The organism is Ruegeria sp. CJ2 (assembly GCF_056536745.1).
Map to the genome: position 1 here is coordinate 14548 of NZ_JBQFQF010000012.1, position 26479 is coordinate 41026.

28 protein-coding genes and 1 tRNA gene are annotated in these 26479 nt (G+C 56.5%); 17 read left to right on the forward strand and 12 right to left on the reverse strand.

What is annotated here, in order from left to right; all coding sequences use genetic code 11:
- Positions 1 to 3: 3 nt before the first annotated feature.
- The gene (locus ACR0MS_RS16415; protein ID WP_480575590.1) at positions 4 to 804 is read right to left on the reverse strand and encodes a DUF2059 domain-containing protein; all 801 of its coding nucleotides are present in this window, start codon (positions 802 to 804) and stop codon (positions 4 to 6) included.
- The gene (locus ACR0MS_RS16420) at positions 804 to 1646 is read right to left on the reverse strand and encodes a DUF2059 domain-containing protein (RefSeq protein WP_480575593.1); all 843 of its coding nucleotides are present in this window, start codon (positions 1644 to 1646) and stop codon (positions 804 to 806) included. Before ACR0MS_RS16420 ends, ACR0MS_RS16415 begins: the two co-directional genes overlap by 1 nt.
- A gap of 124 nt (positions 1647 to 1770) precedes the next feature.
- Between ACR0MS_RS16420 and ACR0MS_RS16425 the strand changes: the two genes are divergently transcribed.
- The 9 genes from ACR0MS_RS16425 to ACR0MS_RS16465 all read left to right on the forward strand — a co-directional run bounded on the left by ACR0MS_RS16425 (position 1771) and on the right by ACR0MS_RS16465 (position 10393).
- Positions 1771 to 1860, forward strand: a tRNA-Ser gene (locus tag ACR0MS_RS16425).
- Positions 1861 to 2037: 177 nt separating this feature from the next.
- Complete coding sequence (locus tag ACR0MS_RS16430) at positions 2038 to 2496, forward strand: hypothetical protein (RefSeq protein WP_480575596.1); 459 nt, start codon at positions 2038 to 2040, stop codon at positions 2494 to 2496.
- Between the two features lie 202 nt (positions 2497 to 2698).
- On the forward strand, positions 2699 to 3727 hold the full coding sequence (locus ACR0MS_RS16435; RefSeq protein ID WP_480575599.1) for an alcohol dehydrogenase catalytic domain-containing protein: 1029 nt from the start codon (positions 2699 to 2701) through the stop codon (positions 3725 to 3727).
- Between the two features lie 75 nt (positions 3728 to 3802).
- A complete protein-coding gene (locus ACR0MS_RS16440; RefSeq protein WP_480575602.1) occupies positions 3803 to 4678 on the forward strand; it encodes a branched-chain amino acid ABC transporter permease in 876 nt (291 codons plus the stop codon).
- A gap of 4 nt (positions 4679 to 4682) precedes the next feature.
- Positions 4683 to 5780 carry a branched-chain amino acid ABC transporter permease gene (locus ACR0MS_RS16445; protein WP_480575606.1) on the forward strand — a complete coding sequence of 366 codons (1098 nt, stop codon included), beginning with the start codon at positions 4683 to 4685 and terminating at the stop codon, positions 5778 to 5780.
- Entirely contained in the window at positions 5777 to 6541 is a 765-nt protein-coding gene (locus ACR0MS_RS16450) for an ABC transporter ATP-binding protein (RefSeq protein ID WP_480575609.1), read from the forward strand. The genes ACR0MS_RS16445 and ACR0MS_RS16450 overlap by 4 nt, the downstream gene beginning before the upstream one ends.
- A complete protein-coding gene (locus ACR0MS_RS16455) occupies positions 6538 to 7311 on the forward strand; it encodes an ABC transporter ATP-binding protein (protein WP_480575612.1) in 774 nt (257 codons plus the stop codon). Before ACR0MS_RS16450 ends, ACR0MS_RS16455 begins: the two co-directional genes overlap by 4 nt.
- Positions 7312 to 7316: 5 nt before the next feature.
- The gene (locus ACR0MS_RS16460; protein WP_480575615.1) at positions 7317 to 9203 is read left to right on the forward strand and encodes an AMP-dependent synthetase/ligase; all 1887 of its coding nucleotides are present in this window, start codon (positions 7317 to 7319) and stop codon (positions 9201 to 9203) included.
- Positions 9204 to 9232: 29 nt separating this feature from the next.
- Complete coding sequence (locus tag ACR0MS_RS16465; protein WP_480575618.1) at positions 9233 to 10393, forward strand: ABC transporter substrate-binding protein; 1161 nt, start codon at positions 9233 to 9235, stop codon at positions 10391 to 10393.
- Positions 10394 to 10453: 60 nt separating this feature from the next.
- On the opposite strand, the gene rpsI is transcribed toward ACR0MS_RS16465, so the two are convergent.
- The 3 genes from rpsI to ACR0MS_RS16480 form a co-directional block, all read right to left on the reverse strand.
- Entirely contained in the window at positions 10454 to 10939 is a 486-nt protein-coding gene (rpsI, locus tag ACR0MS_RS16470) for a 30S ribosomal protein S9 (RefSeq protein ID WP_170388395.1), read from the reverse strand.
- Positions 10940 to 10945: 6 nt separating this feature from the next.
- On the reverse strand, positions 10946 to 11404 hold the full coding sequence (gene rplM, locus ACR0MS_RS16475; RefSeq protein WP_039536983.1) for a 50S ribosomal protein L13: 459 nt from the start codon (positions 11402 to 11404) through the stop codon (positions 10946 to 10948).
- Between the two features lie 163 nt (positions 11405 to 11567).
- Entirely contained in the window at positions 11568 to 12971 is a 1404-nt protein-coding gene (locus ACR0MS_RS16480) for an aminotransferase-like domain-containing protein (RefSeq protein WP_480575622.1), read from the reverse strand.
- A 99-nt stretch (positions 12972 to 13070) separates the two neighbouring features.
- On the opposite strand from ACR0MS_RS16480, the gene ACR0MS_RS16485 reads away from it, so the two are divergent.
- The gene (locus ACR0MS_RS16485) at positions 13071 to 13298 is read left to right on the forward strand and encodes a DUF1127 domain-containing protein (RefSeq protein WP_171121406.1); all 228 of its coding nucleotides are present in this window, start codon (positions 13071 to 13073) and stop codon (positions 13296 to 13298) included.
- A gap of 57 nt (positions 13299 to 13355) precedes the next feature.
- Here ACR0MS_RS16485 and ACR0MS_RS16490 read toward each other — a convergent pair whose 3' ends face one another.
- Positions 13356 to 13799, reverse strand: a complete 444-nt coding sequence (locus tag ACR0MS_RS16490) for a PaaI family thioesterase (RefSeq protein WP_480575625.1) — start codon at positions 13797 to 13799, stop codon at positions 13356 to 13358.
- Positions 13800 to 13857: 58 nt separating this feature from the next.
- Here ACR0MS_RS16490 and ACR0MS_RS16495 point away from each other — a divergent pair, with 58 nt between their 5' ends.
- The 4 genes from ACR0MS_RS16495 to gluQRS all read left to right on the forward strand — a co-directional run bounded on the left by ACR0MS_RS16495 (position 13858) and on the right by gluQRS (position 17773).
- On the forward strand, positions 13858 to 14643 hold the full coding sequence (locus ACR0MS_RS16495) for an enoyl-CoA hydratase (protein WP_480575628.1): 786 nt from the start codon (positions 13858 to 13860) through the stop codon (positions 14641 to 14643).
- Between the two features lie 256 nt (positions 14644 to 14899).
- Positions 14900 to 16240: a methylenetetrahydrofolate--tRNA-(uracil(54)-C(5))-methyltransferase (FADH(2)-oxidizing) TrmFO gene (gene trmFO, locus ACR0MS_RS16500; RefSeq protein WP_480575631.1), complete on the forward strand. Its 1341-nt coding sequence runs from the start codon at positions 14900 to 14902 to the stop codon at positions 16238 to 16240.
- Positions 16241 to 16277: 37 nt separating this feature from the next.
- Positions 16278 to 16892 (forward strand): class I SAM-dependent DNA methyltransferase, encoded by a 615-nt coding sequence (locus tag ACR0MS_RS16505; RefSeq protein WP_480575634.1) that lies wholly within the window; start codon positions 16278 to 16280, stop codon positions 16890 to 16892.
- Positions 16889 to 17773, forward strand: a complete 885-nt coding sequence (gene gluQRS / locus ACR0MS_RS16510; RefSeq protein WP_480575637.1) for a tRNA glutamyl-Q(34) synthetase GluQRS — start codon at positions 16889 to 16891, stop codon at positions 17771 to 17773. Before ACR0MS_RS16505 ends, gluQRS begins: the two co-directional genes overlap by 4 nt.
- On the opposite strand, the gene hisI is transcribed toward gluQRS, so the two are convergent.
- The gene (gene hisI / locus ACR0MS_RS16515; protein ID WP_480575640.1) at positions 17759 to 18148 is read right to left on the reverse strand and encodes a phosphoribosyl-AMP cyclohydrolase; all 390 of its coding nucleotides are present in this window, start codon (positions 18146 to 18148) and stop codon (positions 17759 to 17761) included. The two genes, gluQRS and hisI, sit on opposite strands and share 15 nt — an antisense overlap.
- 48 nt (positions 18149 to 18196) lie before the next feature.
- On the opposite strand from hisI, the gene ACR0MS_RS16520 reads away from it, so the two are divergent.
- Positions 18197 to 18649 carry an iron-sulfur cluster assembly scaffold protein gene (locus ACR0MS_RS16520; RefSeq protein WP_480575643.1) on the forward strand — a complete coding sequence of 151 codons (453 nt, stop codon included), beginning with the start codon at positions 18197 to 18199 and terminating at the stop codon, positions 18647 to 18649.
- A 59-nt stretch (positions 18650 to 18708) separates the two neighbouring features.
- Positions 18709 to 19347 carry a MarC family protein gene (locus tag ACR0MS_RS16525; protein WP_480575646.1) on the forward strand — a complete coding sequence of 213 codons (639 nt, stop codon included), beginning with the start codon at positions 18709 to 18711 and terminating at the stop codon, positions 19345 to 19347.
- A 186-nt stretch (positions 19348 to 19533) separates the two neighbouring features.
- On the opposite strand, the gene ACR0MS_RS16530 is transcribed toward ACR0MS_RS16525, so the two are convergent.
- The 5 genes from ACR0MS_RS16530 to sciP form a co-directional block, all read right to left on the reverse strand.
- Entirely contained in the window at positions 19534 to 19656 is a 123-nt protein-coding gene (locus ACR0MS_RS16530) for a hypothetical protein (protein WP_256367685.1), read from the reverse strand.
- 111 nt (positions 19657 to 19767) lie between these two features.
- Positions 19768 to 21858 carry an ATP-dependent DNA helicase RecG gene (recG, locus tag ACR0MS_RS16535; protein ID WP_480575651.1) on the reverse strand — a complete coding sequence of 697 codons (2091 nt, stop codon included), beginning with the start codon at positions 21856 to 21858 and terminating at the stop codon, positions 19768 to 19770.
- Positions 21855 to 23981, reverse strand: coding sequence for an NAD-dependent DNA ligase LigA (gene ligA, locus ACR0MS_RS16540; RefSeq protein WP_480575654.1), 2127 nt, complete (start codon positions 23979 to 23981; stop codon positions 21855 to 21857). The genes recG and ligA overlap by 4 nt, the downstream gene beginning before the upstream one ends.
- 123 nt (positions 23982 to 24104) lie before the next feature.
- A complete protein-coding gene (gene ctrA, locus ACR0MS_RS16545; RefSeq protein WP_480575657.1) occupies positions 24105 to 24821 on the reverse strand; it encodes a response regulator transcription factor CtrA in 717 nt (238 codons plus the stop codon).
- Positions 24822 to 24902: 81 nt separating this feature from the next.
- Positions 24903 to 25196: a CtrA inhibitor SciP gene (gene sciP, locus ACR0MS_RS16550; protein ID WP_480575956.1), complete on the reverse strand. Its 294-nt coding sequence runs from the start codon at positions 25194 to 25196 to the stop codon at positions 24903 to 24905.
- A 129-nt stretch (positions 25197 to 25325) separates the two neighbouring features.
- Between sciP and mnmA the strand changes: the two genes are divergently transcribed.
- Complete coding sequence (mnmA, locus tag ACR0MS_RS16555) at positions 25326 to 26471, forward strand: tRNA 2-thiouridine(34) synthase MnmA (RefSeq protein ID WP_480575659.1); 1146 nt, start codon at positions 25326 to 25328, stop codon at positions 26469 to 26471.
- Positions 26472 to 26479 lie beyond the last annotated feature (8 nt).

The window sequence follows — 26479 nt, forward strand, 5'->3', positions numbered from 1 at the left end:
GGCTTACAGGTCCGATCCGCTCAGGACGTAAGAAACCGCCAACCCGAGGCGGTAATATACATCATCGTAGATACGGTTAAAGCCGTCAAAAAACGCATCATTCATGGCCCGGCCCGTGTCCGTTCGCGAGAATGCAATATTTTCGCGCATCTGCGCCTCAGTGAGTGGCTGATAGGCCAACAACAGGAAAGAATACAGCCAGGTTACGGTTTCCTTTTGGATATTGTCTTTATCGAGCAGCAATTGCTCCAGCAGTTCGGACTCGTCGCCACCAGTATCTTCTGTGAGCGCGCGAAAAAAATTATAGTCAACGTTCAGAGAGCTATCGACGTTCTTCTCGATCAGATCGTTGACCTCGATATATTCGTCAATCAACCGATAAGATTGCGAGGATCGGTCGATTGAGAAATAGCTGTCCTGCGCCATTTCCTTGATGGTTTCGTCCTGAATTGCCAATCGCGCCGAGTTTTCAAGCGAAACGATCGTCTGACCCAGATCGCTTTCAAAAAACACGATTGCGCGGTCCAACTGGCTGTCTGTCAGGTTTTCGACAAACGCCTCGGACATCTGTTCGTGCATCCAGTCCGGATCATAGATGTCTTCAATCTGGGTGTCGAAGTAGTCACCGCCGGAATTTCCCAGAAAGGTTTCGTTCATCATGTGCGCTTGCGCTTTGCCTTCACCTGTCAGGATGTCGACAACCTCGGACAGGCGCAGGGCCTCCATCAGGCGGTCCACTTTTTCTTCGGCATATAGTGGTGTGATCCACAGCGCGGAGAGAATAAAAGCGGCAAGGAAACGCATCAGATATCCTGCGCCGGATGTAGATCGGCCATGCGCGATGCCAGCACTTCGAATTTCATCGCCATGATTTCGTACTGGATTGCGTTTAGCAGCTCATAAACCTCCTGCATCAACGGCTGTTCAAGGGCTTCGGCATAGGCGATCACCTCGTCGTCGGAAAAGCCTTGATAGGTGTAAGCAGCGCCTGCCAGCGCGGAAAGCTGCAAAGCCTGTCGCATGCCGACTTCGTTTTGCTGCATCATCTGGCGCAGTTCGTCAGCGCTGAGTTGCAGATCAATGACACCGGACGCACTGGCGGCCAAAAGGAAGCGGACCTGTATTTCCTGTAGGGCGCGCAATGCCGTTCCGCTGGCGTCAATGGCGTTGTTCATGCGCTTTAGGCTTTCCACCCTTTTCGACCCATGCTTGATCAATCCAGAAACGATTTCCTGACCCTCAAGCTGTTTCGCTTCGTCGTCCTCGATCAGGTGGGATTCGTTTTCAGCCTCCACCAAGCGTTGCCCAAGATCCGAGGCATAGAATTCGACCGCGTGGTTCAGGGCATCGTCGCTGAGTGTTTGTTCCAATATCGACACGGCCGTTTCATGCATGTCGTCCGTGTCGAACACCTCTTCGGTCAGGCGCGTCCAGTCCGAGCCGAATCCGTCGGGATCAATTCCCAGCATTTGCGGCGCAGACGCCGAGGCCAGCGCGATGCTTTCCAATGCCACGTCAAAGCCGGTGGTGGTTAGAAAAGCCTCGATCCGATCCCGATCCGCAGCATTTGCGGGAAGAGTGAACGCGGCAAGCGTGGCGACAAGGACGGAAATCGACTGAAAGACAGAGCGTGCAGAGTGTATCATAGTAACAGAGCCTAGGTGTTTTGCGCCAACAGGCAATGGAAAATCCCATCAGAGTGAATTTCGGGAATTTTCTGCTTGCACCCCTGCGCGTTCCTCACTAAATCCCCCCCTCACAGACCCCCGCGGAGAGGTGCCGGAGTGGTCGAACGGGGCGGTCTCGAAAACCGTTGTGGGTGCAAGCCCACCCAGGGTTCGAATCCCTGTCTCTCCGCCACTATCCCCAGACGTATTGTGCCCGTTTTCCGCATTGCGGCGCGATGTTGCCGGTGTTTTGCATGGGATCGGCGCGGCCCGGCTCAATCCCGCTTATTGAGGACATGGCCGAGGATTTCCCCTTGGATAATCCCTATCTTTAAGCCATCTCGGTCACACATATTCTGAGGAGATTTCGATGTCGCGTACTATCGTCTTAGGTGTAGTTGTCGCCGCCATTGGCGCAGGTATCTACTATTATTTGAACCAACCCGAACCGACCCCCGCGGAACGGTTGCAATCAGCGGCTCAGGAGGCCGGTGACGCTGTCAGTGATGCCGTGGAATCGGCGACGCAACAGGCCTCCGACGCAACGGATCAGGCGGGCCAGGCTGCGGCTGACCTTGCAAATCAGGCCGGTGAAGAAGTGGCTGCATTGGCAGAGCAAGGTCAGGAGTTGCTGAATTCCTGGATCGAAGAAGGCACGCTGACGGTGCAAAATTTCGATTACGAAGCGATGGTCGCGTCGGTTCAGGACAGCGCATTGGCGCAAGATCTGAAGACGCAAGCCATTTCTATTCTGGACGAAATCAAAGCCTCGCCTGAGCTTTTTGCAGCCAAGCTGCAAGAACTTCAGGCCCTGTTGCAGGGGCAATAACAAGATCGGGCCGCGGAATTGCCAGCGGCCCGGTACACTTGCCGGTTGCCTGACTTCCGTGAGGTAAGGCGTCGGCAAAGTTGACGAAGCCCGAACCGTTTGTTTGGCTGGTTGAAAACTCAGAACAATCTTGGATGTGTTCCCGCGAAGCTTTGGTTTTTCGACACGGCGAGGGGAAGGCATTCAAAGAGGAGGAGTCGTAATGGCCGCCCTGCCCTCTAACATGTTTGCCGTCGTACAGACGCATGATGGTTATTCCGATACAGCCTCGGGCCCATTCATTGATGATGCTGCTGATTGGCTTGCCGAAGCTGACCTGCCGGTCCCAACACCTGGTCCGGGTCAGGTTCTGATCAAACTGCGGGCGTCTTCGGTAAATCCGTCGGACATTCACTTTATCAAAGGGGAATACGGCCAGCCGCGTGTCAAAGGGGCCGCAGCAGGGTTCGAGGGCTGTGGCGATGTTGTGGCAACGGGCAAAGGTGCTGAGGCATTGCACGGACAGCGCGTAGCCTTTGTCGCCGCAGGCGCAGGGGCGTGGGCTGAATATGTTGTGACGCAGGCGCTCATGTGCATTCCGCTGCGCCCAGAAGTGTCTGACGAGGATGGAGCGGCACAGATTGTCAATCCGCTGACCGCCATGGCCATGGTTGACATCGCAAGACACTCTGGCGACGCCTTCATCGCATCAGCGGCGACCAGCCAGTTGGGTAAGCTGATGTGCAGCTTGGGCCGCGATCTGGGATTGAAGCCTATCGCGATCGTTCGGCGTGCGGATGCGGTTGAACCCCTGAAATCCTTGGGTGCGCACGACGTGCTGGTCACTTCGGACCCTCAGATGTCCGAGAGGTTTTCCAAGCTGAGTTCCGCGTTGAAGCCTCGTGTTTTCCTCGACGCAGTGGCGGATCAGATATCTGAACAGATCTTCTGCGCGATGCCCAATGGCGCGCGTTGGATCTGTTACGGCAAACTCAGCCCGGAATTGCCCACGCTGACCCAGACCGGCCAACTGATTTTCATGGGAAAACAGATCGAGGGGTTCTGGTTGACGAAGTGGATGACCTCAACCCCACCTGCGGACCAGATGCGCGTTGTCAGTGACGTGCAGGCGCGGTTTGCCGACGGTCGCTGGAAAACCGATGTTTCGCAACGGCTTCCACTCAAGGATGTTGTGGCAGGTCTGGCGGATGCGCTGAAAAAGGGTGACGGAAAGGTGATTATCACGCCATAGTAGAACAAAGCCCCGAACAAGAGAGGAGGTTCGGGGTGCCAAAAACGCCGGGCAAACCGGCAATGGGAGGTGAACTTGGATAACGCTCAGCTGTTGATCAGCGGGCTGGCGAATGGCTGTGTTTATGGCCTGATCGCTCTTGGCTTTGTTTTGATTTATAAGGCGACCGAAGCGGTGAATTTCGCGCAAGGCGATTTCATGATGCTGGGCGCGTTCGTCACCATTGGGCTTACAAACACTGAATATATGGGGCTTCCGTTCTGGATTGCGCTGCCGATCTCACTGGGGATCATGGGGGCGCTGGGGTATCTGCTGGACCGGTTGATTATCCGGCGGCTGTTTGGGGAAAGCCAAACAGCGGTTGTTATCCTGACCATCGCATTGGGCTTCGTGATCCGCTTTGCGGCAGGGTTGATCTGGGGGCACGAGCCGCAGACGCTTCAGAACCCGCTGGCCGGGAAAGAGGTCCGATTTGGCGGTCTCGTACTGGGGATGGAAGATGTGGCTGTCATTGTCGTGACGGTTTTGCTGACCTGGGGGCTATACATCTTCTTCAGTCGAACCAAGCTGGGACTGGCCATGCAGGGGGCGTCGCAAAACCAGTTGGCGGCTTACTACATGGGCGTACCAGTCAAACGCGTTCAGGGCTTTATCTGGGGGTTGGCCGGAGTGGTTGCGGGTATCGCCGGTATCCTTTTCGCAGCCAAGGGCTCGGTTGATCCCTCGACGGGCTTGCTGGGGATCAAAGCCTTTGCTGCGGCTGTCATCGGCGGGTTCGGCAGCTTGCCGGGGGCCCTGGCCGGAGGGTTGATCGTCGGCGTCATCGAACCCTTTGCCAGTCGCTATATCGCTGCTGGCTACAGCCAGATCGCGCCATACGCGCTGCTGCTGGCGGTCCTGATCTTCCGTCCCAACGGGTTGTTCAGTCAGGTTCGGGTCAAGAAGGTTTAGACAGATGCGAATAGTCTTCAAAACCAACTACATGCAGGACATCCGCCCTTGGAAAGACGGCTATCAACTTAGTCTCTACCTTATCCTGTTGGCAGTGGTCGCCGCGGCCCCCTGGTGGCTGGACGATTTCTATCTGGGTGAGCTGACAAACGTCCTGATCTGGGCCATCGCGGGTCTGGGTCTGATGGTGCTGACCGGGCATACCGGCCAAGTCAGTCTGGGCCACGCCGCGTTTTTGGCCTTTGGCTGTTATGCAAACGTCATCCTGATCGAGGCGGGTGTCCCTTTCCTGATCGCTTTTCCGCTGGCGGGTATTCTAACCGGCATCGCAGGCGTGACGGTCGCCATCCCTGCCCTGCGGTTGCACGGTATTTATCTGGCCATTTTCACCATGGCGCTGTCGATCCTGATGGATGACGTGATCGTTCTGGCCGAGCCGCTCACGGGTGGCGTCAGCGGCAAGTATATCGGCGGCGTTGAGATTTTCGGTGTCCTCGTTGACCGCTGGGGAACTCCGGTCCAGTTCTTCTGGCTGGTCTTGGCAGTCGCGGTTTTGGTTACGCTGGGCTATATCAACCTGCTGCGCGCACCGTTGGGGCGCAGCTTTATCGCGGTGCGCGATTCCGAGGTGTCGGCGCAGGCGATGGGTGTCGATATCGCGCGGACCAAGATGATTTCTTTCGCGCTGTCCTGCGCCGTTACCGGTTGGGCGGGCGCGCTGATGGGGATGTTCTCGGGCGCGTTCAACAATGAGACTTTCAGCGTCGTGATCTCGATTCAATTGCTGATGATGATCGTGATTGGCGGGCTTGGCTCGATCCACGGGGCGTTTCTGGGCGCGATCATCGTGGGGTTCCTGCCGCAATTCCTGTCGATTTCAAAGGAATATGTGGGGGCTCTGTTCGGCGGCAATACCGTCGCCATTCCGGGTCTGGAGTTTGGCATTTTCGGGATGATCCTGATCGCTTTCATCCTGTTCGAACCGATGGGCATGTATGGCCGCTGGCTGAAAATCCGAACCTGGTTCGAGCTGTTCCCGTTCTACCGCAAGGACATGTTCAAACGTCAAAAATCCTACCTCAAGACGGAGCGTCTGAGATGAGCCTGCTTGAGTACCAGAACGTGACCCTGAAATTCGGTGGCCTGACGGCGGTGAATGACCTGTCCTTTTCGGTCGAGGAAGGTGAAGTTTTTGCCATAGTCGGCCCCAACGGTGCGGGTAAATCGACCGTTTTCAACCTGATTTCGCGCTTCTATGACCCATTCGCCGGTTCGATCCGGTTTGACGGGCATGATCTGTTGCAGGTCAAACCCTCAGGCGTGGCAGCATATGGCGTGGCGCGGACGTTCCAGAATATCGAACTGTTCGAACACGCCACCGTGCTGCAAAACTTGTTGGTCGGGCGGCATCGTCACCGCAAAACAAACGTGCTGTCTGAGGTTCTGTTCCTGCCCTCGGCCCGGCGGCAGGAGCTCGAGAACCGCGAAAAGGTCGAAGAGATCATCGACTTCCTCGACCTTCAGCCTTACCGCGACAAGATGATCTCGGGCCTGCCCTACGGCGTCCGCAAAGTGGTCGAAGTTGCCCGTGCACTGGCCACGGAACCCAAACTGTTGTTGCTGGACGAACCGGCCTCTGGCCTGTCGGTCGAGGAGACGTCGGATCTGCGCTGGTGGATTGACGATATCCGCAGGCAGATGGGGATCACGGTGCTGATGGTCGAACATGACATGGGGCTGGTCTCGGGCGTGTCTGACCGCGTGTTGGCGATGGCTGATGGTGCGATGCTGGCGCTGGGAACACCGGCCGAGGTGCAATCCCATCCAGCGGTGGTCGAAGCCTATCTGGGGAAAGCCTCATGAGCGCGCCGATCCTGACCATCCGCAATGTCGAAAGCTTTTATGGCCCGATCATGGCCATTCGCGGCGTGTCTCTGGATGTGCATCCGGGGCAGATCGTGTCGATCCTGGGCGCAAACGGCGCGGGCAAGACAACGCTAATGAAGACCGTGTCCGGCGTGATGGACCCCGAAAAGGGGAAGATCACCTTTGATGGTGAAGAAATCCAAGGGTCCGAGCCGCATAAGGTTGTGCAAAAAGGCATCGTCCATGTCCCGGAGGGGCGCGAGGTGTTTCCTCTGCTGACGGTCGATGAAAACCTCAGCCTTGGGGCCTATACTGCAACGGACAAGGGGCAGATCGACCATGATCGCGAGCTGGTGTTTTCATACTTCCCGATCCTGAAAGAGCGTCGCACCCAAGAGGCCGGAACGCTGTCGGGCGGACAGCAACAGATGCTGGCCATCGGGCGCGGGCTGATGGCGAACCCCAAGATCATGCTGCTGGACGAACCCTCGCTGGGTCTGTCACCGCTTCTGGTGCAGGAAATCTTCGGCATCCTCAAACGCCTGAATGACGAACAGAACATGACGATGATGCTGGTTGAACAGAACGCCAACGCCGCGCTGGAACTGGCGCATCATGGTTACGTGATGGAGGTCGGGCGCATCGTCATGGACGGCGACGCTGATGTCTTGATGAAATCCGAAGATATTCAGAATTTTTATTTGGGCGTTCAGGAAGAAGGCGCGCGGGAAAACCGGCGCTGGAAACGCAGAAAGACGTGGAGGTGACCGGTATGAATATCAGCACCCTGCCCCCTCAGACCAAGATCAACGGTGTCCAGTTCAACGCCACGCCCGGACAACGGCCCGTGTTGGTGGATGAATGCTCGACAATTTGCCAATTGTTCCAGAAACGCTGCGCCGATCTGGGCGACCGGACCGCGCATCGCGAAAAGGATTTCGGCATCTGGAAATCCTATTCCTGGGCCGATTATTGGCAGCATGCCAAATGGATCGGCCTTGCATTGCGTAAATTGGGCCTGCAACGGGGCGAGGTTGTCTCGATCCTGTCCGAGGACCGCAAGGAATGGGCGTGGTTCGATATGGGCATCCAATGCGTGGGCGGGATCGCCTCGGGCGTCTATACCACGGATTCAGCCTGCCAGTTGAAGTACCTGATAAATGACAGCGACAGCCGTTTTCTGGTGGTCGAGAATGAAGAGCAGCTAGACAAGTTCCTTGAAGTCGAAACCGAGGTTCCAAGCCTGCTGAACGTCATCATCCTCGAGGATGAGGGTTTGCATGATCTGGACCATGACCGCTGTATCATGATCGACGCCCTATACGACATCGGGCGTCAGGCGGAGGCAGAGGAGCCCGAACGGTTCGATGCCGAGATCGCCCTGGCGTCGCCGCAGGACACAGCCCTTTTGGTCTACACTTCGGGCACGACCGGCGCCCCAAAGGGCGCGATGTTGAGCCATGAAAATATTTTGACGGCCATCGAATGCGGCGCCAACTCTCTGCCGATATATGAGACAGATGAGCAGCTTTGTTTCTTACCGCTGTGCCATATCCTTGAACGCGATGTGTCCGTGTATTTCCCATTGGCTGGAAAATGCGTGGTCAACTTCGCAGAAAGCCCCGAAACCGTGTTTTCGAACCTGCAGGAGGTCTCGCCCTCTACATTCACCGCAGTGCCGCGGGTGTGGGAGAAGATATATTCTCAGGTCCAGATCATGGCGCAGGATGCCACCCCTGCTGGTCGTGCCGCTTTCGGCATGGCGTTGAAAGCAGGGCTTGCCCGGGCGGAATATATTCTGTCAGGCAAACCCGTTCCTGCGGGTGTGGCTGCGAAATTCTGGCTGTGGGATCGCCTTGTGCTGCGCAATCTTCGGCGCATGCTGGGCATGGACAAAATGCGCCGCGGCGGAAGCGGCGCGGCCCCGATCTCGACCGATCTGCTCAAATGGTATTGGGCCATCGGTGTGCCCTTGGTCGAGGGGTTTGGGATGACGGAAACCTCTGGCTTGGCAACGCTGAATACGACTGAGGAAAACAAGATCGGAACGATCGGCAAACCGGTGCCCGGCAATGATGTTCGCATTTCGGATGACGGCGAAATACAGATCAAGGGCCTGAACATCTTTCAGGGATACTGGCGCAACAACGCCAAAACCGCCGAGACGTTCACGGCCGATGGCTGGTTGAAAACTGGCGACATGGGGCGGATCGACGAAGATGGCTATGTTTCCATCACGGGCCGACTAAAGGACATCATCATCACTGCGGGCGGAAAGAACATCACCCCGGCCGAGATCGAAAGCCGTCTGAAATTCAGCCACTATATCTCGGACGCGGTGGTGATTGGTGACAAGCGTAAGTACCTGACGGCCTTGATTATGATAGATCAGGAAAACGTCGAGAAGTTCGCGCAGGACCGCAAAATCCCCTTCTCCAATTTCGCTTCCCTGTGTGCGGCGACCGAGGTGAAGGATCAGATCGCGTCGGAGGTTGCAGCCGTGAACAAAGAGTTCGCGCGCGTGGAGCAGATCAAGGATTTTCGCCTGATCGACGTTTTGCTGACGGCCGATGATGACGAGCTGACCGCGACCATGAAACTTAAGCGAAGCTTTGTCGAAAAGAAACACGGGCATCTTATTGAAGACATGTACAAATAAGTAAGGGATCACCCAAAGGGAGGAAAAACATGAGGACTCTGATCAAACGGATGGCTGCAGCCACCGCGCTGACCGCTTCGGCGACATTTGCCAGTGCGCAAACTCAGGGCGTGACAGATGATGAGATCGTCATCGGCTCGGTCAACGATCTGAGCGGTATTTTCGCAGCGGTTGGTGTGCCGGCCACCAAAGGGGCCAACGTGGTGTTTGATCGCGTGAATGCCGACGGCGGCGTGCATGGCCGCACGATCCGGTTTGTGGTCGAAGATAACGGCTATCAGATGCCACGCGCGATGCAGGGCTATAACAAGCTGCTGAACCGCGACAAGGTCTTTGCGATGATGCAATCATTGGGCACACCGATGAACCTTGCGGGGTTCAAGCTGTTGGATCCAAAGGGTATTCCGAATGTTGCCCCGCTGACCGCAGCGCGCCAGATGTTGCAGGAGCCGATGAAGAACAAGTTCACGTCTTTCTCGACTTACTATGACCAGAGCCGTGTGGGTGTGAAATACCTGGCTGACCAGTTCGGGTCGCAAAAGGTGTGCACGATGTACCTGCCCACGGATTTCGGCGAAGAGATTCTTGAAGGCAGCAAGGCCGGTGCCGAAGAAGCCGGAATAGAATTCGCTGCTGAGACGACGCACAAGCCGGATGAAACCGATTTTGTGGGATCGCTCAGCAAGCTCAAGGAAGAAGGGTGCGACATTGTAACGATGGCCTTGGGTGTTCGTCAGGCAATCACTGTTGTCGGAACAGCCAAGAAGATGGGTTTGGAGGATATGAAGTTCCTCGGCACATCGGCCAGCTTCCTGACCGTGGTCGCGCAGGTGCCGGGCGGCGTGACCGACGGGTTTTACGCTGCCGCCTCTTGGCAGGATCTGTGGGCGCGTGCGGATGAACCTGCCCCGGCTGCCTTTATCGAGGAATACAAGGCCGCAACCGGTGAAGACCCCGTTGGATTTTCGATGCTGGGCTACGCAGCGGCTGAAATGATGGTCAAAGCACTTGAGGCCGCAGGCCCCGATCTGACGCATGACAGCTTTATCGCGGCGATGGAGTCACTCAGCTACACCGACGACTTGGTGGGGAATGAGATCACCTATGGTCCTGACGATCACCAAGGCGCGGATAGTGTCTATGTCAGTGTGGTTGAAAACGGTGTCTGGAAGAAAGTCCACGAAGAATAACCGTCCCAAAGAAAAAGGGCTCGCAAATGCGAGCCCTTTCCAATTCGGTGTGCGTCGCGACTAGCGCTTCGAGAACTGGAACGAACGACGCGCTTTGCGCTTACCGTATTTCTTACGTTCCACAACGCGGCTGTCGCGGGTCAGGAAGCCAGCGGCTTTCAGCGCGCCACGCAGCGAGGGATCATAGAGTTGCAGCGCTTTCGAGATGCCGTGCTTGACCGCACCGGCCTGACCGGTCAGGCCACCGCCTTTGACGGTTGCAACAACGTCGAACTCACCTTCAACACCAGCAACCTGGAACGGCTGGCGCAGGATCAGCTGCAGAACGGGACGAGCGAAGTACTTGTCCTGGTCTTTGCCGTTCACGGTGACCTTGCCGGAACCCGGTTTGATCCAAACGCGGGCAACAGCGTCTTTACGCTTGCCGGTGGCGTAGGAACGACCCAGTTCGTCACGCACGGGTTCACGCGCGATGACTTCTTCGGCCACGGTTTCAACGCCTGCGACGGCGCTCAGCTCTTCGAGAGTATTGATCTGATCAGCCATCGGTCATTAGCTCCGGGTGTTTTTCTTGTTCATGGACTTGACGTCCAGAACTTCGGGCGCTTGCGCCTCGTGGGGATGCTCGGCACCGGCGTAAACGCGCAGGTTGGTCATCTGCTGACGCGCCAGACGGTTGCCCGGCAGCATGCGCTTGACCGCTTGGGTCACGACGCGCTCGGGGTGTGCACCCTCGAGGATCTGCTGCTTGGTACGGGATTTGATGCCGCCCGGGTGACCCGTGTGCCAGTAGAAGTTTTCTTCGCGCTTCTTGCCGGTCATCTGGATTTTGTCAGCGTTGATCACGATGACATTGTCGCCCATGTCCATGTTCGGGGTGAACGACGCTTTGTGCTTGCCACGCAGACGCATGGCGACGATCGAGGCAAGACGGCCAAGAACAACGCCCTCGGCGTCGATCAGGATCCATTTCTTGTCGATGTCTGCAGGTGTTGCAGAAAAGGTTTTCATGGCAGGATAGTCCTGTTTGATGTGAAAGACCGCCCCAAGACAGAGCGGCCCGAATTCGATGGAGCGTATTTAGAGGGGTGCGCTGTGCAGGTCAACAACGTAAATACGAATAAAATATAGCAATAACAGAGATTTATAAAATAGGTATTATTTTACCCCACATCTAAACGCTGATTTGCTCGGGTGGATTGTCCAGCAGGGTCCTTAGGCGCTGCATCGCCTCTTCAAACCGCTCAAGCGAGACATGGCCGTTCATTGCAATGCGAACCGCGTTTGGGGCGCGCCCGTCGCGTAATGCGAACTCGTCGGCTGACCTCAGTTGTATGCCTTCCCGCTCGGCGGCCCGGCTGAAGGCTGCAGCGCGCCAGCCTGAGGGCAAATTCAGCCAGACAAACGGTACATCCGGGGCCCAATTCAGGTCAAACCCGCCCAGAGCGTTGACCGCGACCCGTACATATTCCCCCATCTTCTCGCGTACATCACGGGCAATTCGCCGGGTGCGCGGGTCGGACAGCATGAGCCGGGTCAGTTCCGCCAGCGGTTGCGCCAGACCAAAATACCCGTATTCCGCTGACCGCCGCAGATCTACGCTGCGTTCCCGTGGCGCTATCGCAAAGCCGACGCGCAAAGCCGGTGTCAGGGTTTTTGAAATCGACGACACATGCCACCCTCGTTCCGGTGCCAGCGCCCGGTAGCTGGGTTCGCGCGCGTCGCCCATGCGATAGCAGTCGTCTTCGATGATTTGCAGATCAAAGCGACGGGCGACTTCCACGATTTCCTTGCGCCGTTCCAGCGGCGTATGTGCGCCGGTCGGATTCTGCACCTCGGGCGAGACGCAAACGGCCTGCGCAGCGGTCTGGCGCAGAACATGTTCCATCGCGCTGGGGTCGATCCCCCATTTGTCCATCTTCACGCCGACCACTTCGGCGCGCATCAACTCTCCGGCCCGCCGAAACCCGGCATAGGAAAGGTCCTCGACCAGCACCACGGGCTTGGGCCCGCGCAGGATGGTCTGGAACACAAGGCACAACCCGTTCTGACCGCCATGGGTCAGAACAATGTCGTCATGCGACAGCACTCCCAACGGCAGGTCCGACAGCCAGTCCACAACGGCCTGCCGCATGGGTTGGTAGGCGTCTCGGGTCGGGTAATTCAGGAACAGGCCCGGATCCGCCTGCGAGACTTTCTGAAGACACTCCCGGATCAGGGCCACCTGCCCTACATCCGCCAAACGAGGGCTGAACAGACTGACATTGGCGTTGTACTTGTCATCCCGCAGATGCAACTGCCGCGCCCAAACATCGTCCAGAATCGGCGATTTCGGAGGGGCCACGAATGTACCACGCCCGACCTCGGCTTGTAACAATCCCTCATCCGTCAGAATTGTATAGGCCCGCGCTACGGTTCCCGGCGTGATTTGTAATCGATACGCCAATTCACGGACCGGAGGAAGCTTGGTTCCAACCTCCAGCATTTTGTTATCAATGGCTTTTCGAATTGTGTCGGCCACCAGTGTGTACTTTGGCCCCTTGGATTTCGGCAGTGACTCTGGCCAAATTGTATCCATTACAATTCTTCCTTTGATTTTGACACAATGTGGAATGTATCAAGCGCATATACCGAACATATTACGTTTGTGTCAATACAATTTGAAAGGATACCCACTATGACACGCGCAATGCACACCCCCGCCCTTTTGCTGCTGAACGACAGCCCTCGGCTGCCATTGATCGCTGCGCTGGCCGTGCGGTTTGCGGCGACTGTCACCAAGTGGGAACGTCAACGCCGCAGCAGGGTTAATCTGTCAAAACTGGATGATCGGATGCTGCGTGATGTGGGCCTGACCCGCCATCAGGCCGACCGTGAGATCAATCGTCCGTTCTGGCACGGATAAGTTTTCCCCAGTCCCAAACGGGACCTCTTCCTTGGCCGGGTTCGCCCGGCCATTTTTTTACCCAAAGGATTCGGCAGCGGATCCTTCGGGTGGAAGGGAATATGTCATCGTTGCCCGTGCAACTGGCTTGTCTGATCCCACCGAGTACATAAGCACATCCCCCACCGCCAGGGCCTTTCCCAGCTTCAGCAGTCGACAATGGGCCATCATGTCCTTGTTCCCATCCGGCTTGCGCATGAAGTCCATCGAGCAGCCGGTTGTCACAGCAAGGGACAACCGCCCCTTCCGCGCAAGGATGAGCGCATAGACACAGACATCGGCCAACCCGAACATCGAAGGGCCCGACACGGTTCCGCCCGGTCTGAGATGTCGGTCCTCGACGACCAGCCGCATGACGATCGTATCTTCCGTGACGTCTTCTACGACAAAGTCATCCTCGACCTGCGGAAATACTTGCGCCAAGTATTCCGTCAGCTCTTCACGGTTCAAAACCAACGACATACTTCCCCTCCTCGAATTGCCGACCTAGAGTTGGCCTCACATCAGATCGGAGGGCAAGATGGGAATTCTGGAACGTAACGACACTGGAGCTGTCGCCAGGCTAAAGATGAACGCGCCGGATCGCCTGAATGCCCTCAGCGAAGAAATGCTGGACGCTCTGCAGGCGGAATTTGACGCGCTTCGCGACGACAGCTCAATTCGCGTCGTTATCCTTTCGGGGGCCGGAAAAGGGTTTTGTGCAGGCCACGATCTGAAGCAGATGACCGCCGGCCGTCAGGCAGAAGACGGTGGAAAGGCATATTTTCAGGATTTGTTCGCCCAATGCACCCGGATGATGTTGTCGATCCAGTCCCTTCCCCAACCTGTTATCGCGCAGGTGCACGGGATCGCGACGGCTGCGGGGTGCCAATTGGTGGCCAGTTGCGATCTTGCCGTTGCTGCCGAGGGGACGCGCTTTGGTGTGAACGGTGTGAATATCGGTTTGTTTTGTTCAACTCCGATGGTGGCCCTCAGCCGCAATATACCGCGCAAGCGTGCATTCGAAATGCTGACCACCGGCGATTTCATTTCGGCAGAACGGGCGTCTGAGCTGGGCCTGGTCAATCGCGTTGCACCTGAAATGCTGCTGGAACACGAGACGCAGGCGCTGGCAGATCAACTGGCGACCAAGCTTGGATCCGCGGTGAAAATCGGGAAACAGGCCTTCTATCAGCAGTTGGATATGCCGATTGAACAAGCCTATGCCTATACGGGTGAGGTAATGGCACAGAACATGCTGCACCGGGATACCGAAGAAGGCATATCTGCATTTATCGAAAAAAGGCCACCAAATTGGGATCAATAAGACGACTATTTCATACCTTTTTCGCCACTGTTCGTATTTTTGGACTTTTCAAAAGGGCGACACTGTGGCAATGCTGAGACAAGGCTAAGGCCTTGGATACATTTTTGGGTCGCCGTGGGCGGAAGGTCCCTCCGAGCTGGTTTCTCTCACTGGCGTTGACATTCCCGCAGCGGCGACCCCAAAAACCCCTCTCTTAAATTGCTCCCTGATCAACAGTCGTTTGCGTTGGCGTGCGCTCTGCCCTATGTGGCAGCACATGACACAGAAATTGCATATCGTGGGCGGCGGCATGGCCGGGTCCGAAGCAGCTTGGCAAGCGGCGGAAATGGGCGTTGACGTGGTCATCCACGAAATGCGGCCCAAAGTTGGCACCTTTGCGCATCAAACCGGCAACCTGGCCGAGATGGTGTGCTCGAATTCGTTTCGTTCGGACGATGATGAACAAAACGCGGTCGGGTTGCTGCATTGGGAAATGCGGGCTGCAAACGGTTTGATCATGACCACGGCTGATGCGCATCGCTTGCCAGCCGGTGGTGCGCTTGCCGTCGATCGCGACCCGTTTGCCGAAGCCGTGACCGCAAAGCTCAAATCTCATGACCGTGTTCAGGTTACCGAAGAGGAGATGACCGCCCTGCCCGATGACGGCAAATGGATCATCGCAACGGGTCCGCTGACATCAACAGCGCTTGGAGAATCCATCCGCGCGGAAACCGGGGCCGAGTCGCTTGCGTTTTTTGATGCGATTGCACCAATCGTCTATGCGGACAGTATCGACATGAGCAAGGCGTGGATGCAGTCGCGATACGACAAAGGCGAGACCGAGGAAGAACGGACCGCCTATCTGAATTGCCCAATGGATCGGGATCAGTACGAGGCGTTCATCGACGCGCTGCTGGCTGCCGACAAGACCGAGTTTTACGAGGGCGAAACCGCCGGTTATTTCGACGGCTGTTTGCCGATCGAGGTGATGTCTGAGCGCGGGCGCGAGACGCTGCGGCATGGCCCGATGAAACCCGTGGGCCTGACCAACCCGCATCAGCCTGACGTGAAACCCCATGCGGTGGTCCAGCTAAGACGGGACAATGCGCTTGGCACACTTTTCAACATCGTGGGCTTTCAAACCAAGATGAAATACGGCGCTCAGACCGATGTGTTCCGGATGATTCCGGGTTTGGAGAACGCGAGTTTCGCGCGTCTTGGGGGTATCCACCGGAACACATTTATCAACTCGCCGACGCTTCTGGACTCGCAGATGAGGCTAAAGTCGAAACCCAACATTCGTTTTGCCGGGCAGATCACGGGGGTTGAGGGATATGTGGAAAGCGCCGCCATGGGGTTGCTTGCAGGGCGTTTGGCGGCCGCGGAAATTCTTGGGCAGGACATGCCGACAGTCCCACAAGACAGCGCGATGGGGGCCTTGATTCATCACATAACAGGTGGGGCCGAGGCCAAGACGTTTCAGCCCATGAATGTGAATTTCGGCTTGTTTCGTCCCGTCGATGGGCTCAAAGGAGGTCGCCGGGGAAGGAAAGACCGGTACAAGGCCTACACCGACCGCGCCAAGGCCGAGTGGTCCACGTGGCTGGAACATTGCTGACTGGACGCGGCCCGTATCAGCAGCCTAACATACGGGTATGAACGACAATTACCTTAAGAACGCGTATGGGCTGGACACGCCCGAAGCCACGCGTGAACACTATCAGAAATGGGCGTCGTCATACGATTCCGTAGTTGCCGCCCATGGCTATGTCACTCCCATCCGCGTGGCCGAGGCTCTGTGGTCGCACATGCCAGCAGCCCAGACCCCTGTTTTGGACTACGGTTGCGGGACAGGTTTGTCTGGTGAAGCGTTGCACGCGGTGGGGTTTCGGGTCATCGACGGTGTAGATCCCTCTCCGAAAATGTTGGAAGGTGCCGAGGCCAAGGGGGTTTACAGGCAGTTGTCGACTTTTGATCTGGCTGACCCAAACCCGTTGCAACAAGGGGCATACAAGGCGATTAGCGCCATCGGAGTCATAAGTGTTGGCGCCGCGCCGCCCCAGACATTTGATCTGTTGATGCATGCCTTACCCAAAGGGGGCCTGCTGGCGTTTTCGTTTAATGATCATACACTTGCAGATCGAACCTATACATGCCGCCTGAACGATTGGCTCGACATGGGCGCGGCGCGCTTGCTGTTTCGTGAACATGGGCCTCATCTGCCGGGTATGGACCTCAAGTCAGACGTCTATATTGTTGAAAAAGCGTGACATTTGTAACTCGGTTTGCGCCCTCCCCAACGGGACCACTTCACCTTGGGCATGCGTATTCGGCGCTGTTGGCCAGTGACATGGCCGCGACGCGTGGGGGTGAGTTTCTTCTCAGGATAGAAGATATCGACCGCGCGCGTTCGCGCCCGCAATGGGAAAATCAGATTTTCGACGATTTGCACTGGCTGGGAATAACCTGGCCCACGCCAGTTATGAGACAGTCATCGCGACTGGATGTGTATGAGCAAGCCCTTGAAACGCTTTGGAAGGACGGTTTGCTCTATCCCTGTACGTGCAATCGCCGCGATATCGCTGCGGCTGTCGGAGCACCGCAGGAAGGTGCCCCGTTGCTTGGGCCGGACGGCATAATCTATCCGGGTACCTGTCGGACGAAATCGGACAGAACGGGACCGATGTCAAGAACCATTCCGCTTCGATTAGACATGGAATTGGCGGTAAATCGGTCCGTTGATCTATTCGGAAAATCGGCGGGGTTTCAAGAGGATGGAGCGGGACCTGAAGGAGAATCCGGGTGGATTACTTTTAGCGGCACAGAATTGATCGAAACGATCGGCGATGTCGTTTTGTCCCGGCGGGATATGGGCACCTCATACCACCTTTCGGTTGTGCTGGATGACGCAGAACAGGGTATAAGTCATGTGGTGCGTGGGCAGGACCTTTTCGAAGCAACCCGCATCCACGTTTTGTTACAATCCCTGCTTGGTCTGAAATCGCTAGTCTATCACCATCATAAACTGATCCGGGATGACACCGGTAAGCGGCTTGCGAAACGTGACGATGCACGGGCGATTGCAAAATTCCGCGCCGAGGGCAGCAGCGTGGCGGATATCAGGGCGATGGTGGGTTTACACCATAGGTGACATAAGCTCGGTCTCGCCGCCTTCGCGAACGGCGGTATAAAAACAGCTCCGCCGATTTGTGTGGCAGGCCGGACCGGTTTGACGAACGAGAACAAGCAGGCAATCGCGGTCACAGTCTACACGGAAATCCACCAATTCCTGCGTGTGTCCAGAGCTTTCGCCCTTGATCCAGAAAGACTGCCGCGAGCGGGACCAGTAGGTAACGCGACCCGTTTCCAGCGTTTTATCAACGGCTTCCGCATTCATCCACGCCATCATCAGAACCTCGCCCGAGGTTTCGTCCTGGGCAATCGCCGGGATCAGGCCTGCATCGTTATATTTCAAAGTGGCCGAGTCGAATGTGGTGCGTGCTGACATCGTAAAAACCTTTTGCATCCCGGTGGATGCTCACTATGTATGGGGAACAGTCAACGAGGGAAAGCCATGTCCGGCGATAATGACCTGATAAAGCTATACTCCGGCCGAATTCTGGCGCTGGCGTCTGATATCCCGCATCTGGACCGGCTGGAAAATCCGGATGCAACGGTAAAGAAACGCTCGCCCCTGTGCGGATCGACCGTGACTGTTGATGTCAGGGTTCAGGATGGGCGTGTTGCAGAATTCGGTCAGGACGTGAAAGCCTGTGCCTTGGGTCAGGCGTCGGCCGCTGTCGTTGGCGGGGCGGTTATTGGCGCGACCAGAGCGCAAATTGAAACGGCGCGAGATCAACTGGCTGATATGCTCAAAAAGGACGGCCCTGCCCCCGACGCCCCGTTCGACGGGCTGGAGGTTTTGATGCCTGCCCGCGATTACAAGAATCGTCATGCCTCGATTTTGCTTGCTTTGGACGCAACGGCCGAAGCGATGGAACAGGCAGAGCAGGCAAACTGCGCGTAACCATAGTTTTTTCCGTAAATTCGGTCTAACCTCCTGCGAAATCAGGGGGAGTCCGTGTTTTGAACAACTTGCTGGAACATTTCGTAACGCTTTGGGTTGTCATTGACCCCATCGGCACGATCCCCGTTTTCATAGCCGTTACCGCAGGGCTTGAGGCCGCAGCCAGGCGCAAGATGGCTTTGGTTGCGTCAATCATCAGTGCTGGAATTCTGTTGTTCTTCCTTGTGTTTGGACAATTGCTGATTGAGGCGTTGGATATCGGGCTGAACTCTTTTCAGGTTGCAGGTGGGATCATTCTGTTCCTGTTCGCACTGACGATGATTTTTGGCGAAAGCAAGCAGGACATCGAACAACGCGCTGCCGAAGAAGACATCAAAGACAAGATGCACCAGCACAACCCGGCCATATTTCCGCTGGCCGTTCCGTCTTTGGCGTCGCCAGGCGCGATGTTGGCCATCGTGATCCTGACGGACAATAATAGATACAGCGTTGCGGATCAGGGCATCACGGCTTTGGTCATGATTTCCGTCGTGGCCATTGCGTTTATCCTCATGCTGCTGGCTGAGCCTATCATACGCCTGATTGGTCACTCTGGCGCTGCGATCATCAGCCGTGTCATGGGCATGATTCTGGCCTCTGTCGCGGTGAACTCTGTCCTGTCGGCAATGTTGGAAATTATGAAAACCGGGCAATTATAAAAAAAACCGCCGCACCTTCCGGGCGGAAAGGGCGGCGGCAGGATGTGCGTTTCTCGTGTGGGTCCGGACGTCCGCACGGGGCCGAGGCAAGGCCCCTTCAAGGGAATTAGGACAGGCAGGTCACCCTTGACTGAGATGGGGATGACAGCGCGGATTTGGTCGGCACGAGATCGCAGGCAGAAAGGGTCAGAACGCTCCGGGCAGGTGAAGGGCAACCATCAGAATAACCACCAAAGAAACCGCACCGGCTGCATCCTGCAAAAGCGTGGATTGCGAGCGGGTGATGGCAGTCTTTATCTGGGTCAGCATGGGTCACCTCCGGTCAGGGCTTTAATCCTTTGTTGACCTTTTGTTCTCATATTTTGCCGAGTCGGTAAAGAACTTTTTGGGAACATTTGTGAACTATTGAGAACGATTCCGCTAACCTACTGATATCAAACGGATCGCCTGATCCTGTCTCATCAGCCAAAGAAGAACACGCACCGCCTGCCCTCTGTCCGAACTTAAGTGCGGGTCTTTCGAAAGAAGAGCTCTGGCATCCGTTTGCGCGATGGACATCAATCCCGCCTGACGCTCAAGATCAGCGATCCGAAATTTGGGTAACCCGGATTGCGCCGTCCCGATAAGGTCGCCAGCGCCGCGCATGTGCAGGTCTGTTTCGGATATCCGAAACCCGTCCTCGGTTTCCCGCAGAACTTCCAGACGTTTGCGCCCCCCTTCACTCAGCGGAGGCTGGTACATCAACAAGCAGGTCGAATCCGCTTCTCCGCGACCGACACGGCCGCGCAGTTGGTGTAATTGAGCCAATCCGAAAATCTCGGCGCGCTCGATCACCATGATGGTAGCGTTGGGCACATTTACGCCAACTTCGATAACAGTGGTCGCGACCAGAACCTTGGTCTGACCTTCCTGAAACGCTTTCATGGCGGCGTCTTTGTCCGCTGGCGGCATTTGGCCATGCACCAAACCCACCACGTCATCCCCGAGAATTGCGCGCAACCGTTTGAAACGCTCTTCAGCGGCAGTGAGGTCTGACACTTCGGACTCGTCGACCAGCGGGCACACCCAATAGCATTGCCGCCCCTCGTCAATCGCCCGCCGCAGGTGCGTGATCACTTCTTCCATCCTGTCCGAGCTGATAACGGCCGTTTTGATGGGTTTTCGGCCCGGAGGTTTTTCATCCAGAACCGATACGTCCATATCACCATATTGGGCCAACGCCAGACTGCGCGGGATGGGCGTTGCCGTCATCACCAGCACGTCGGCACCTCGCCCTTTTTCGGACAGTTCCATCCGTTGCCGGACGCCAAATCGGTGTTGTTCATCCACGATTGCCAGCCGCAAGTCGCTGAATTCCACGTCGTTTTGGAACACTGCATGGGTGCCAACCAATATGTGAATGTTCCCTTTTTTCAGCGCGTCCAGCTTGCTGCGCCGCTCGCTCCCTTTATCGCGGCCCGTCAGTATCTCAAGAACAATTCCGGCTTCTTCAGCCAGGGGCCGTAGCCCTTCAAGATGTTGGCGGGCAAGGATTTCGGTCGGAGCCATCATCACGCCCTGCCCTCCGGCCTCGACCGCGACAAGCAGCGCCATGAATGCCACCAGCGTCTTGCCAGCGCCTACATCCCCCTGCAACAGACGATTCATCCGCGCGTCCGAGCCCAAATCCGTCGCGATCTGGTCAATTGCGCGCATCTGCGCACCGGTTGGTTTGTATGGCAGGCTTGCCAGAACCTTGGATTGAAGCGCGCCCGTTCCGACACTGACAACACCCCGCGCCTTTCGTTCCCGCTGCCGCGCCAGCGCCAGGGTCATCTGATGCGCGAACAACTCATCATAGGCCAACCGCTCTCTTGCAGGGGCGTGACTTGCAATATCATCCGCACCTTGCGGGCTGTGGGCTGCTTTGACGGCGGTCGTCCAGTCAGGCCAGTCTTGCTTGGTCACTTGTGCCGGATCAATCCACTCAGCCAGTTCGGGCGCACGGGACAATGCACTGCGAGCCGCCTTGTAAGCGGTCTTTTGTGTAATCCCCTGAGACAGGTGATAGACCGGTTCAAATTCCGGGATGTCACGGGCGCTTTCTAACGGAAGCATATGGTCGGGATGAACCATCTGAGCCATGCCGTCGAATAGCTCAAGCTTACCCGAAATCACCCTGCGCGATCCCTCAGGCAGAACCTTTTTCAAGTAATCTCCGCGCGCATGGAAGAAAACCAACTGGAAATCTACCTGCGAATCCTCGACGTGAACACGATACGCGCCACCCTTATTGCGTGGCGGTCTATGTGGTCCTACCGTCACCTCAACCGTCAAGGTTGTCGGAAGATCAGCGCCTTGGATCGTATCCCTGAGACGACGGTCAATCACCGCATAGGGCAGACCGAAAAGCACGTCACGAGGTGTTTCGATTCCGGCTTGCACCATGGCTTGGGCGGTCTTGGGGCCTACGCCCTCTAGCGTTTCGAGCCGGGCAAAAAGCGGGAACAGGACTTCGGGCCTGCCGCTCATGACGCGCCAATCAGGGTCAGCCAGCCGTCTTCGTCCAGCGTTTCGATACCCAACTCGGCCGCCTTTTTCGCCTTTGATCCAGCGCCCGGTCCAGCCACGAGCAAATCGGTCTTCTTGCTGACCGAGCCTGACACCTTCGCGCCCAGTGCTTCGGCCCGCGCTTTGGCTTCAGCTCTGGTCATTTTTTCCAGCGTGCCGGTGAAGACAACCGTTTTGCCGGCCACAGGACTGCCAGAGGTGTCGGGTCTGGTCGCTTCTTGTATGTTCAACTGCGCCACCAGTGCGTCGATGCTTGACCGTTCGGCATTCTGGGCAAAAGCCGAGACCAAGGCGCGGGCCATGATTTCTCCGACCCCGTCAATGGCCAGCAAATCGTCCCACTCAGGGCCAGAAAAATCGGTGGCGGCGGTGATGGCGCCTTCAAACTCTGCCCATGACCCATAATGGTTGGCGACCAAGTTTGACGCGGCCTCACCCATGTGGCGGATTCCCAGCGCAAACAAAAGGCGTCCGAACGGTATGTCGCGCTTTTCGTCAATCGCGGCCCACAGGTTGCCAGCGCTTTGCGCGCCCCAGCCTTTGCGGTTTGCCAGTTTGTTGAGGTTTGCGGCGTCGCGGGATTGCAGGGTGAAAATATCAACCGGAGTTCTGACCGGAAGATCCGGGTCGTCATAGAACATCTCAATCTGCTTGGCACCCAGACCTTCGATGTCGAACGCTTTGCGTGAAACGAAGTGCTTCAATTTTTCAACCGCCTGAGCCGGGCAGATTATGCCGCCCGTGCAACGCCTTACAGCGTCGCCCTCCTCGCGTACCGCATCGCTCTGACACTCTGGGCAAGTTGTTGGGAATACGTAAGGTTTCACTTCTGCCGGGCGTTTCGAGATATCTACATCCGCCAGTTTCGGAATCACATCACCGGCACGGTAAACTTGTACCCAGTCACCGATGCGAAAATCCTTACCGTCGCGGATTGTCCCGCCCTTTGCGTCGCGCCCGGCGATATAATCTTCGTTATGGAGCGTCGCATTTGATACGACCACACCGCCGACTGTCACCGGATGCAGGCGTGCGACCGGGCTGAGGGCCCCAGTTCGGCCAACTTGAATGTCGATCGCCTCAAGCCGCGTCCAGGCGAGTTCAGCGGGAAATTTGTGGGCAATTGCCCATCGGGGCGTCGTGGACCTGAAGCCAAGCCGCGATTGCAAAGACAGGTCGTTCACCTTGTAAACGACGCCGTCGATATCATACCCAAGCGTCGCGCGCTGTGCCTCGATGCTTCGGTAGTGGTTTAGAATTTGGTCCTTGGTGTCACAAACGGCGGTCAGTGGGTTGGTCGAAAACCCAAAATCGGCCAACCGTTCGATTGCGCCCATTTGCGTGTGGGCCAATGGCTCGGACAATTCACCCCATGCATAGGCAAAGAACCTGAGCGGACGTGACCGCGTGATTGCCGCATCCAGTTGCCTGAGCGATCCGGCAGCGGCGTTGCGCGGGTTCGCAAACAGTTTGTCTCCCTGAGCTTCCTGACGTGCATTCAGATCCTCAAAGTCCTGGTGGGACATATATACTTCGCCCCGGACCTCAAGAATATCCGGCGCATCTGATAGGCTTTGGGGAATGTCGGAAATCGTGCGCGCGTTTGCAGTCACGTTTTCACCGACTTCTCCATCCCCTCGGGTCGCTGCCTGAACCAGGATGCCTTTCTCGTATCTGAGGGACAGAGAAAGACCATCTATTTTAGGTTCCGCCGTAAAGGACAGCGGCTGCGAGTCTGGCAACCCCAAGTACTTACGGACTGAGCGGTCGAAATCGACGACATCTTCTTCGCTGAATGCATTGCCCAGCGACATCATCCGAACGGCGTGCGTGACCTTTGAGAATCCGTCTGATGGTCTTGCACCTACCTGATCGGAGGGGCTGACGGTTCTTTTCAGGTGCGGGAAGCGGCGTTCAATCTCAGCATTGCGCTGTTTGAGGCTGTCATACTCGGCGTCAGAAATCTCGGGAGCGTCTTCCGAGTGGTATAGCGTATTGGCCCGCAAGATCATGGGGGTCAGCCGCGCCAATTCGGATCGGGCCTGTTCTTCCGTCAGCTCGGATACTGGTATTGAATCGCTCATGCCCTCGCCCTGTCACATATTCTTGGAATTCAGTGATAGGGCGAGGGCACTCTCAGGTCCAGACGTGCTGTTCACAGAGTGGTGGTGCCGCTCTCAGCCAAAGGTCAAATTCCCAAATCCGGGCTAGGCTCCGACTGCCAAACGCCTGTCATCGACACTGTTGCTTTGCGGGTCCCTCAGGACGTATCCCCTGCCCCAAACCGTTTCGATATAGTTGTCGCCGCCCGTCGCGTTGCTGAGTTTCTTGCGCAGCTTGCAGATGAAGACGTCGATGATCTTAAGTTCGGGTTCGTCCATTCCCCCATAAAGGTGATTTAGGAACATCTCCTTGGTCAGTGTCGTGCCTTTGCGTAAGCTCAGCAGTTCCAGCATCTGGTATTCTTTGCCCGTCAGGTGCACGGCCTTGTCTTCAACCTCGACCGTTTTGGCATCCAGATTCACTGCGACGCGACCGGTGTGGATCACGGACTGAGAATGCCCTTTTGATCGACGAATGATTGCGTGAATGCGCGCAACCAACTCCTCACGATGAAAAGGCTTGGTCATGTAATCGTCAGCGCCAAAGCCGAAGCCCTTGATTTTGCTTTCGGTATCGTCGGCGCCGGACAGGATGAGGATCGGAGTTTCGACCCGCGCAATGCGCAGCTGACGCAATACTTCGTGCCCATTCATATCGGGCAGGTTCAGGTCCAAAAGGATCAGGTCGTAATCATAGAGTTTTGCCAGATCAATACCTTCCTCGCCGAGGTCGGTCGCATAGACATTGAGGTTGGCGTGGGTCAACATCAACTCGATGCTTTTCGACGTGGTGGGATCATCCTCGACAAGAAGTATACGCATTTACTGCTCCAATTTGGTTCAACGTATCAATTGGGTTGAGCCTGCTCAAAAATGGTTAATCTGACGTTACCGTTGAATCATTTATTCACTTTCATCTTTAGGTTGTCGATATTTTTTTAGCGCGGTCACTTTCAGGGCGTCTTTTCCATGCTCTGCAACGGCAGAGACCCAGGAATTGAACTCTTCATCACTCAACCCATACCTCGATTTCGCGTCAGACAGAGTGATCAGGCCATACAAAACGCCGCGAACGACAACGACTTTTCGCGACGCAACCCAACGTGTCGTATCCGCCGGAGGAAGGTCTGCACGCGACAAAACCGTTCCATCCGGCAGGGTTACGGATCGTGGTCCTTCAACTTTGTGCAAATACATTTCTCGATCCTTTTCGTGCTGCGACAAAGCTGACACCACCCTACTTAATGCCGGGTGAAACCACCCCTTGAGAGTGCGTAGAATTTTCTTATATTCTGCCGGTCTTTCTTAACCCGCACTGGAATCGTCATGGCCCTCGATACCGAGACACCGCTGAACTCGCTTGGCTTTGCCAAACCGCCGTCGGAAACGCGGGTGGTGGTGGCCATGTCCGGCGGCGTGGACAGTTCCGTTGTAGCAGCGCATCTGGCTGATCAGGGCTATGACGTGGTGGGTGTCACGCTGCAACTCTATGACCACGGTGCGGCGCTGGCCAAGAAAGGCGCGTGCTGTGCGGGGATCGACATCCACGATGCGCGGCGCGTGGCCGAAGAGCGCGGCTTTCCCCATTATGTTTTGGATTACGAGAATATCTTCAAGGACGCGGTGATTGACGAATTCGCCGACAGTTATCTGGCGGGCGCTACCCCGGTGCCATGCATCCGCTGCAATGAGCGGGTGAAGTTCAAGGACCTGCTTGAAACCGCCAAGGATCTTGAGGCCGATTGCATGGCCACCGGTCACTATATCCAGCGCAAAGATGGTGAAAACGGGCCTGAATTGCACAGCGCCGAGGATGCGAACCGCGATCAGTCCTATTTCCTGTTCTCAACGACGCCCGAACAGTTGGACTTTCTGCGTTTCCCTCTGGGCCACTTGCCGTCAAAAGATGCCACGCGCGAGATGGCGGCGCAATATGGGCTGGCCGTGGCTGACAAGCCTGACAGTCAGGACATTTGTTTCGTGCCCGACGGCAACTATGCCAGCGTGATCGAAAAACTGCGCCCTGGTGCCGCCGAACCCGGCGAGATTGTCCATGCCGACGGTCGTGTGCTGGCACAGCATAACGGCGTGATCCACTATACGATCGGGCAACGTCGCGGTCTTGGTATCGGTGGCCTGAGTGAGCCTCTTTATGTCGTCAAACTGGATGTAGACAAGAAGCAGGTGGTTGTCGGCCCCAAGGACATGCTGGCCACGCGGACAGTCCCGGTGCGCGAAATCAACTGGCTGGGGGATGAGCCCTTCACCTCGCGCGAGGAATGGCATCTGAAGGTCAAGGTCCGATCCACTCGTCCCCCGCGTGAAGCGATCATTCGGCCCTTGTCCGACACGACCGCCGAGGTAGAGCTGTTGACCCCCGAAGAAGGCATTTCGCCGGGTCAGGCCTGTGTGTTCTACGCGTTGGAAGGCAGCCGCATCTTTGGCGGCGGCTGGATTTGGCGCGGCTACTGACCAGCCGA

Excerpts from the sequence above, each read along its gene's own strand:
- ACR0MS_RS16415 (WP_480575590.1), bottom strand. The coding sequence starts at position 804 with ATGCGTTTCCTTGCCGCTTTTATTCTCTCCGCGCTGTGGATCACACCA.
- ACR0MS_RS16420 (WP_480575593.1), bottom strand. The coding sequence starts at position 1,646 with ATGATACACTCTGCACGCTCTGTCTTTCAGTCGATTTCCGTCCTTGTC.
- ACR0MS_RS16430 (WP_480575596.1), top strand. The coding sequence starts at position 2,038 with ATGTCGCGTACTATCGTCTTAGGTGTAGTTGTCGCCGCCATTGGCGCA.
- ACR0MS_RS16435 (WP_480575599.1), top strand. The coding sequence starts at position 2,699 with ATGGCCGCCCTGCCCTCTAACATGTTTGCCGTCGTACAGACGCATGAT.
- ACR0MS_RS16445 (WP_480575606.1), top strand. The coding sequence starts at position 4,683 with ATGCGAATAGTCTTCAAAACCAACTACATGCAGGACATCCGCCCTTGG.
- ACR0MS_RS16450 (WP_480575609.1), top strand. The coding sequence starts at position 5,777 with ATGAGCCTGCTTGAGTACCAGAACGTGACCCTGAAATTCGGTGGCCTG.
- ACR0MS_RS16455 (WP_480575612.1), top strand. The coding sequence starts at position 6,538 with ATGAGCGCGCCGATCCTGACCATCCGCAATGTCGAAAGCTTTTATGGC.
- ACR0MS_RS16460 (WP_480575615.1), top strand. The coding sequence starts at position 7,317 with ATGAATATCAGCACCCTGCCCCCTCAGACCAAGATCAACGGTGTCCAG.
- ACR0MS_RS16465 (WP_480575618.1), top strand. The coding sequence starts at position 9,233 with ATGAGGACTCTGATCAAACGGATGGCTGCAGCCACCGCGCTGACCGCT.
- rpsI (WP_170388395.1), bottom strand. The coding sequence starts at position 10,939 with ATGGCTGATCAGATCAATACTCTCGAAGAGCTGAGCGCCGTCGCAGGC.
- rplM (WP_039536983.1), bottom strand. The coding sequence starts at position 11,404 with ATGAAAACCTTTTCTGCAACACCTGCAGACATCGACAAGAAATGGATC.
- ACR0MS_RS16480 (WP_480575622.1), bottom strand. The coding sequence starts at position 12,971 with ATGGATACAATTTGGCCAGAGTCACTGCCGAAATCCAAGGGGCCAAAG.
- ACR0MS_RS16485 (WP_171121406.1), top strand. The coding sequence starts at position 13,071 with ATGACACGCGCAATGCACACCCCCGCCCTTTTGCTGCTGAACGACAGC.
- ACR0MS_RS16490 (WP_480575625.1), bottom strand. The coding sequence starts at position 13,799 with ATGTCGTTGGTTTTGAACCGTGAAGAGCTGACGGAATACTTGGCGCAA.
- ACR0MS_RS16495 (WP_480575628.1), top strand. The coding sequence starts at position 13,858 with ATGGGAATTCTGGAACGTAACGACACTGGAGCTGTCGCCAGGCTAAAG.
- trmFO (WP_480575631.1), top strand. The coding sequence starts at position 14,900 with ATGACACAGAAATTGCATATCGTGGGCGGCGGCATGGCCGGGTCCGAA.
- ACR0MS_RS16505 (WP_480575634.1), top strand. The coding sequence starts at position 16,278 with ATGAACGACAATTACCTTAAGAACGCGTATGGGCTGGACACGCCCGAA.
- hisI (WP_480575640.1), bottom strand. The coding sequence starts at position 18,148 with ATGCAAAAGGTTTTTACGATGTCAGCACGCACCACATTCGACTCGGCC.
- ACR0MS_RS16520 (WP_480575643.1), top strand. The coding sequence starts at position 18,197 with ATGTCCGGCGATAATGACCTGATAAAGCTATACTCCGGCCGAATTCTG.
- ACR0MS_RS16530 (WP_256367685.1), bottom strand. The coding sequence starts at position 19,656 with ATGCTGACCCAGATAAAGACTGCCATCACCCGCTCGCAATCCACGCTT.
- recG (WP_480575651.1), bottom strand. The coding sequence starts at position 21,858 with ATGAGCGGCAGGCCCGAAGTCCTGTTCCCGCTTTTTGCCCGGCTCGAA.
- ligA (WP_480575654.1), bottom strand. The coding sequence starts at position 23,981 with ATGAGCGATTCAATACCAGTATCCGAGCTGACGGAAGAACAGGCCCGA.
- ctrA (WP_480575657.1), bottom strand. The coding sequence starts at position 24,821 with ATGCGTATACTTCTTGTCGAGGATGATCCCACCACGTCGAAAAGCATC.
- sciP (WP_480575956.1), bottom strand. The coding sequence starts at position 25,196 with ATGTATTTGCACAAAGTTGAAGGACCACGATCCGTAACCCTGCCGGAT.
- mnmA (WP_480575659.1), top strand. The coding sequence starts at position 25,326 with ATGGCCCTCGATACCGAGACACCGCTGAACTCGCTTGGCTTTGCCAAA.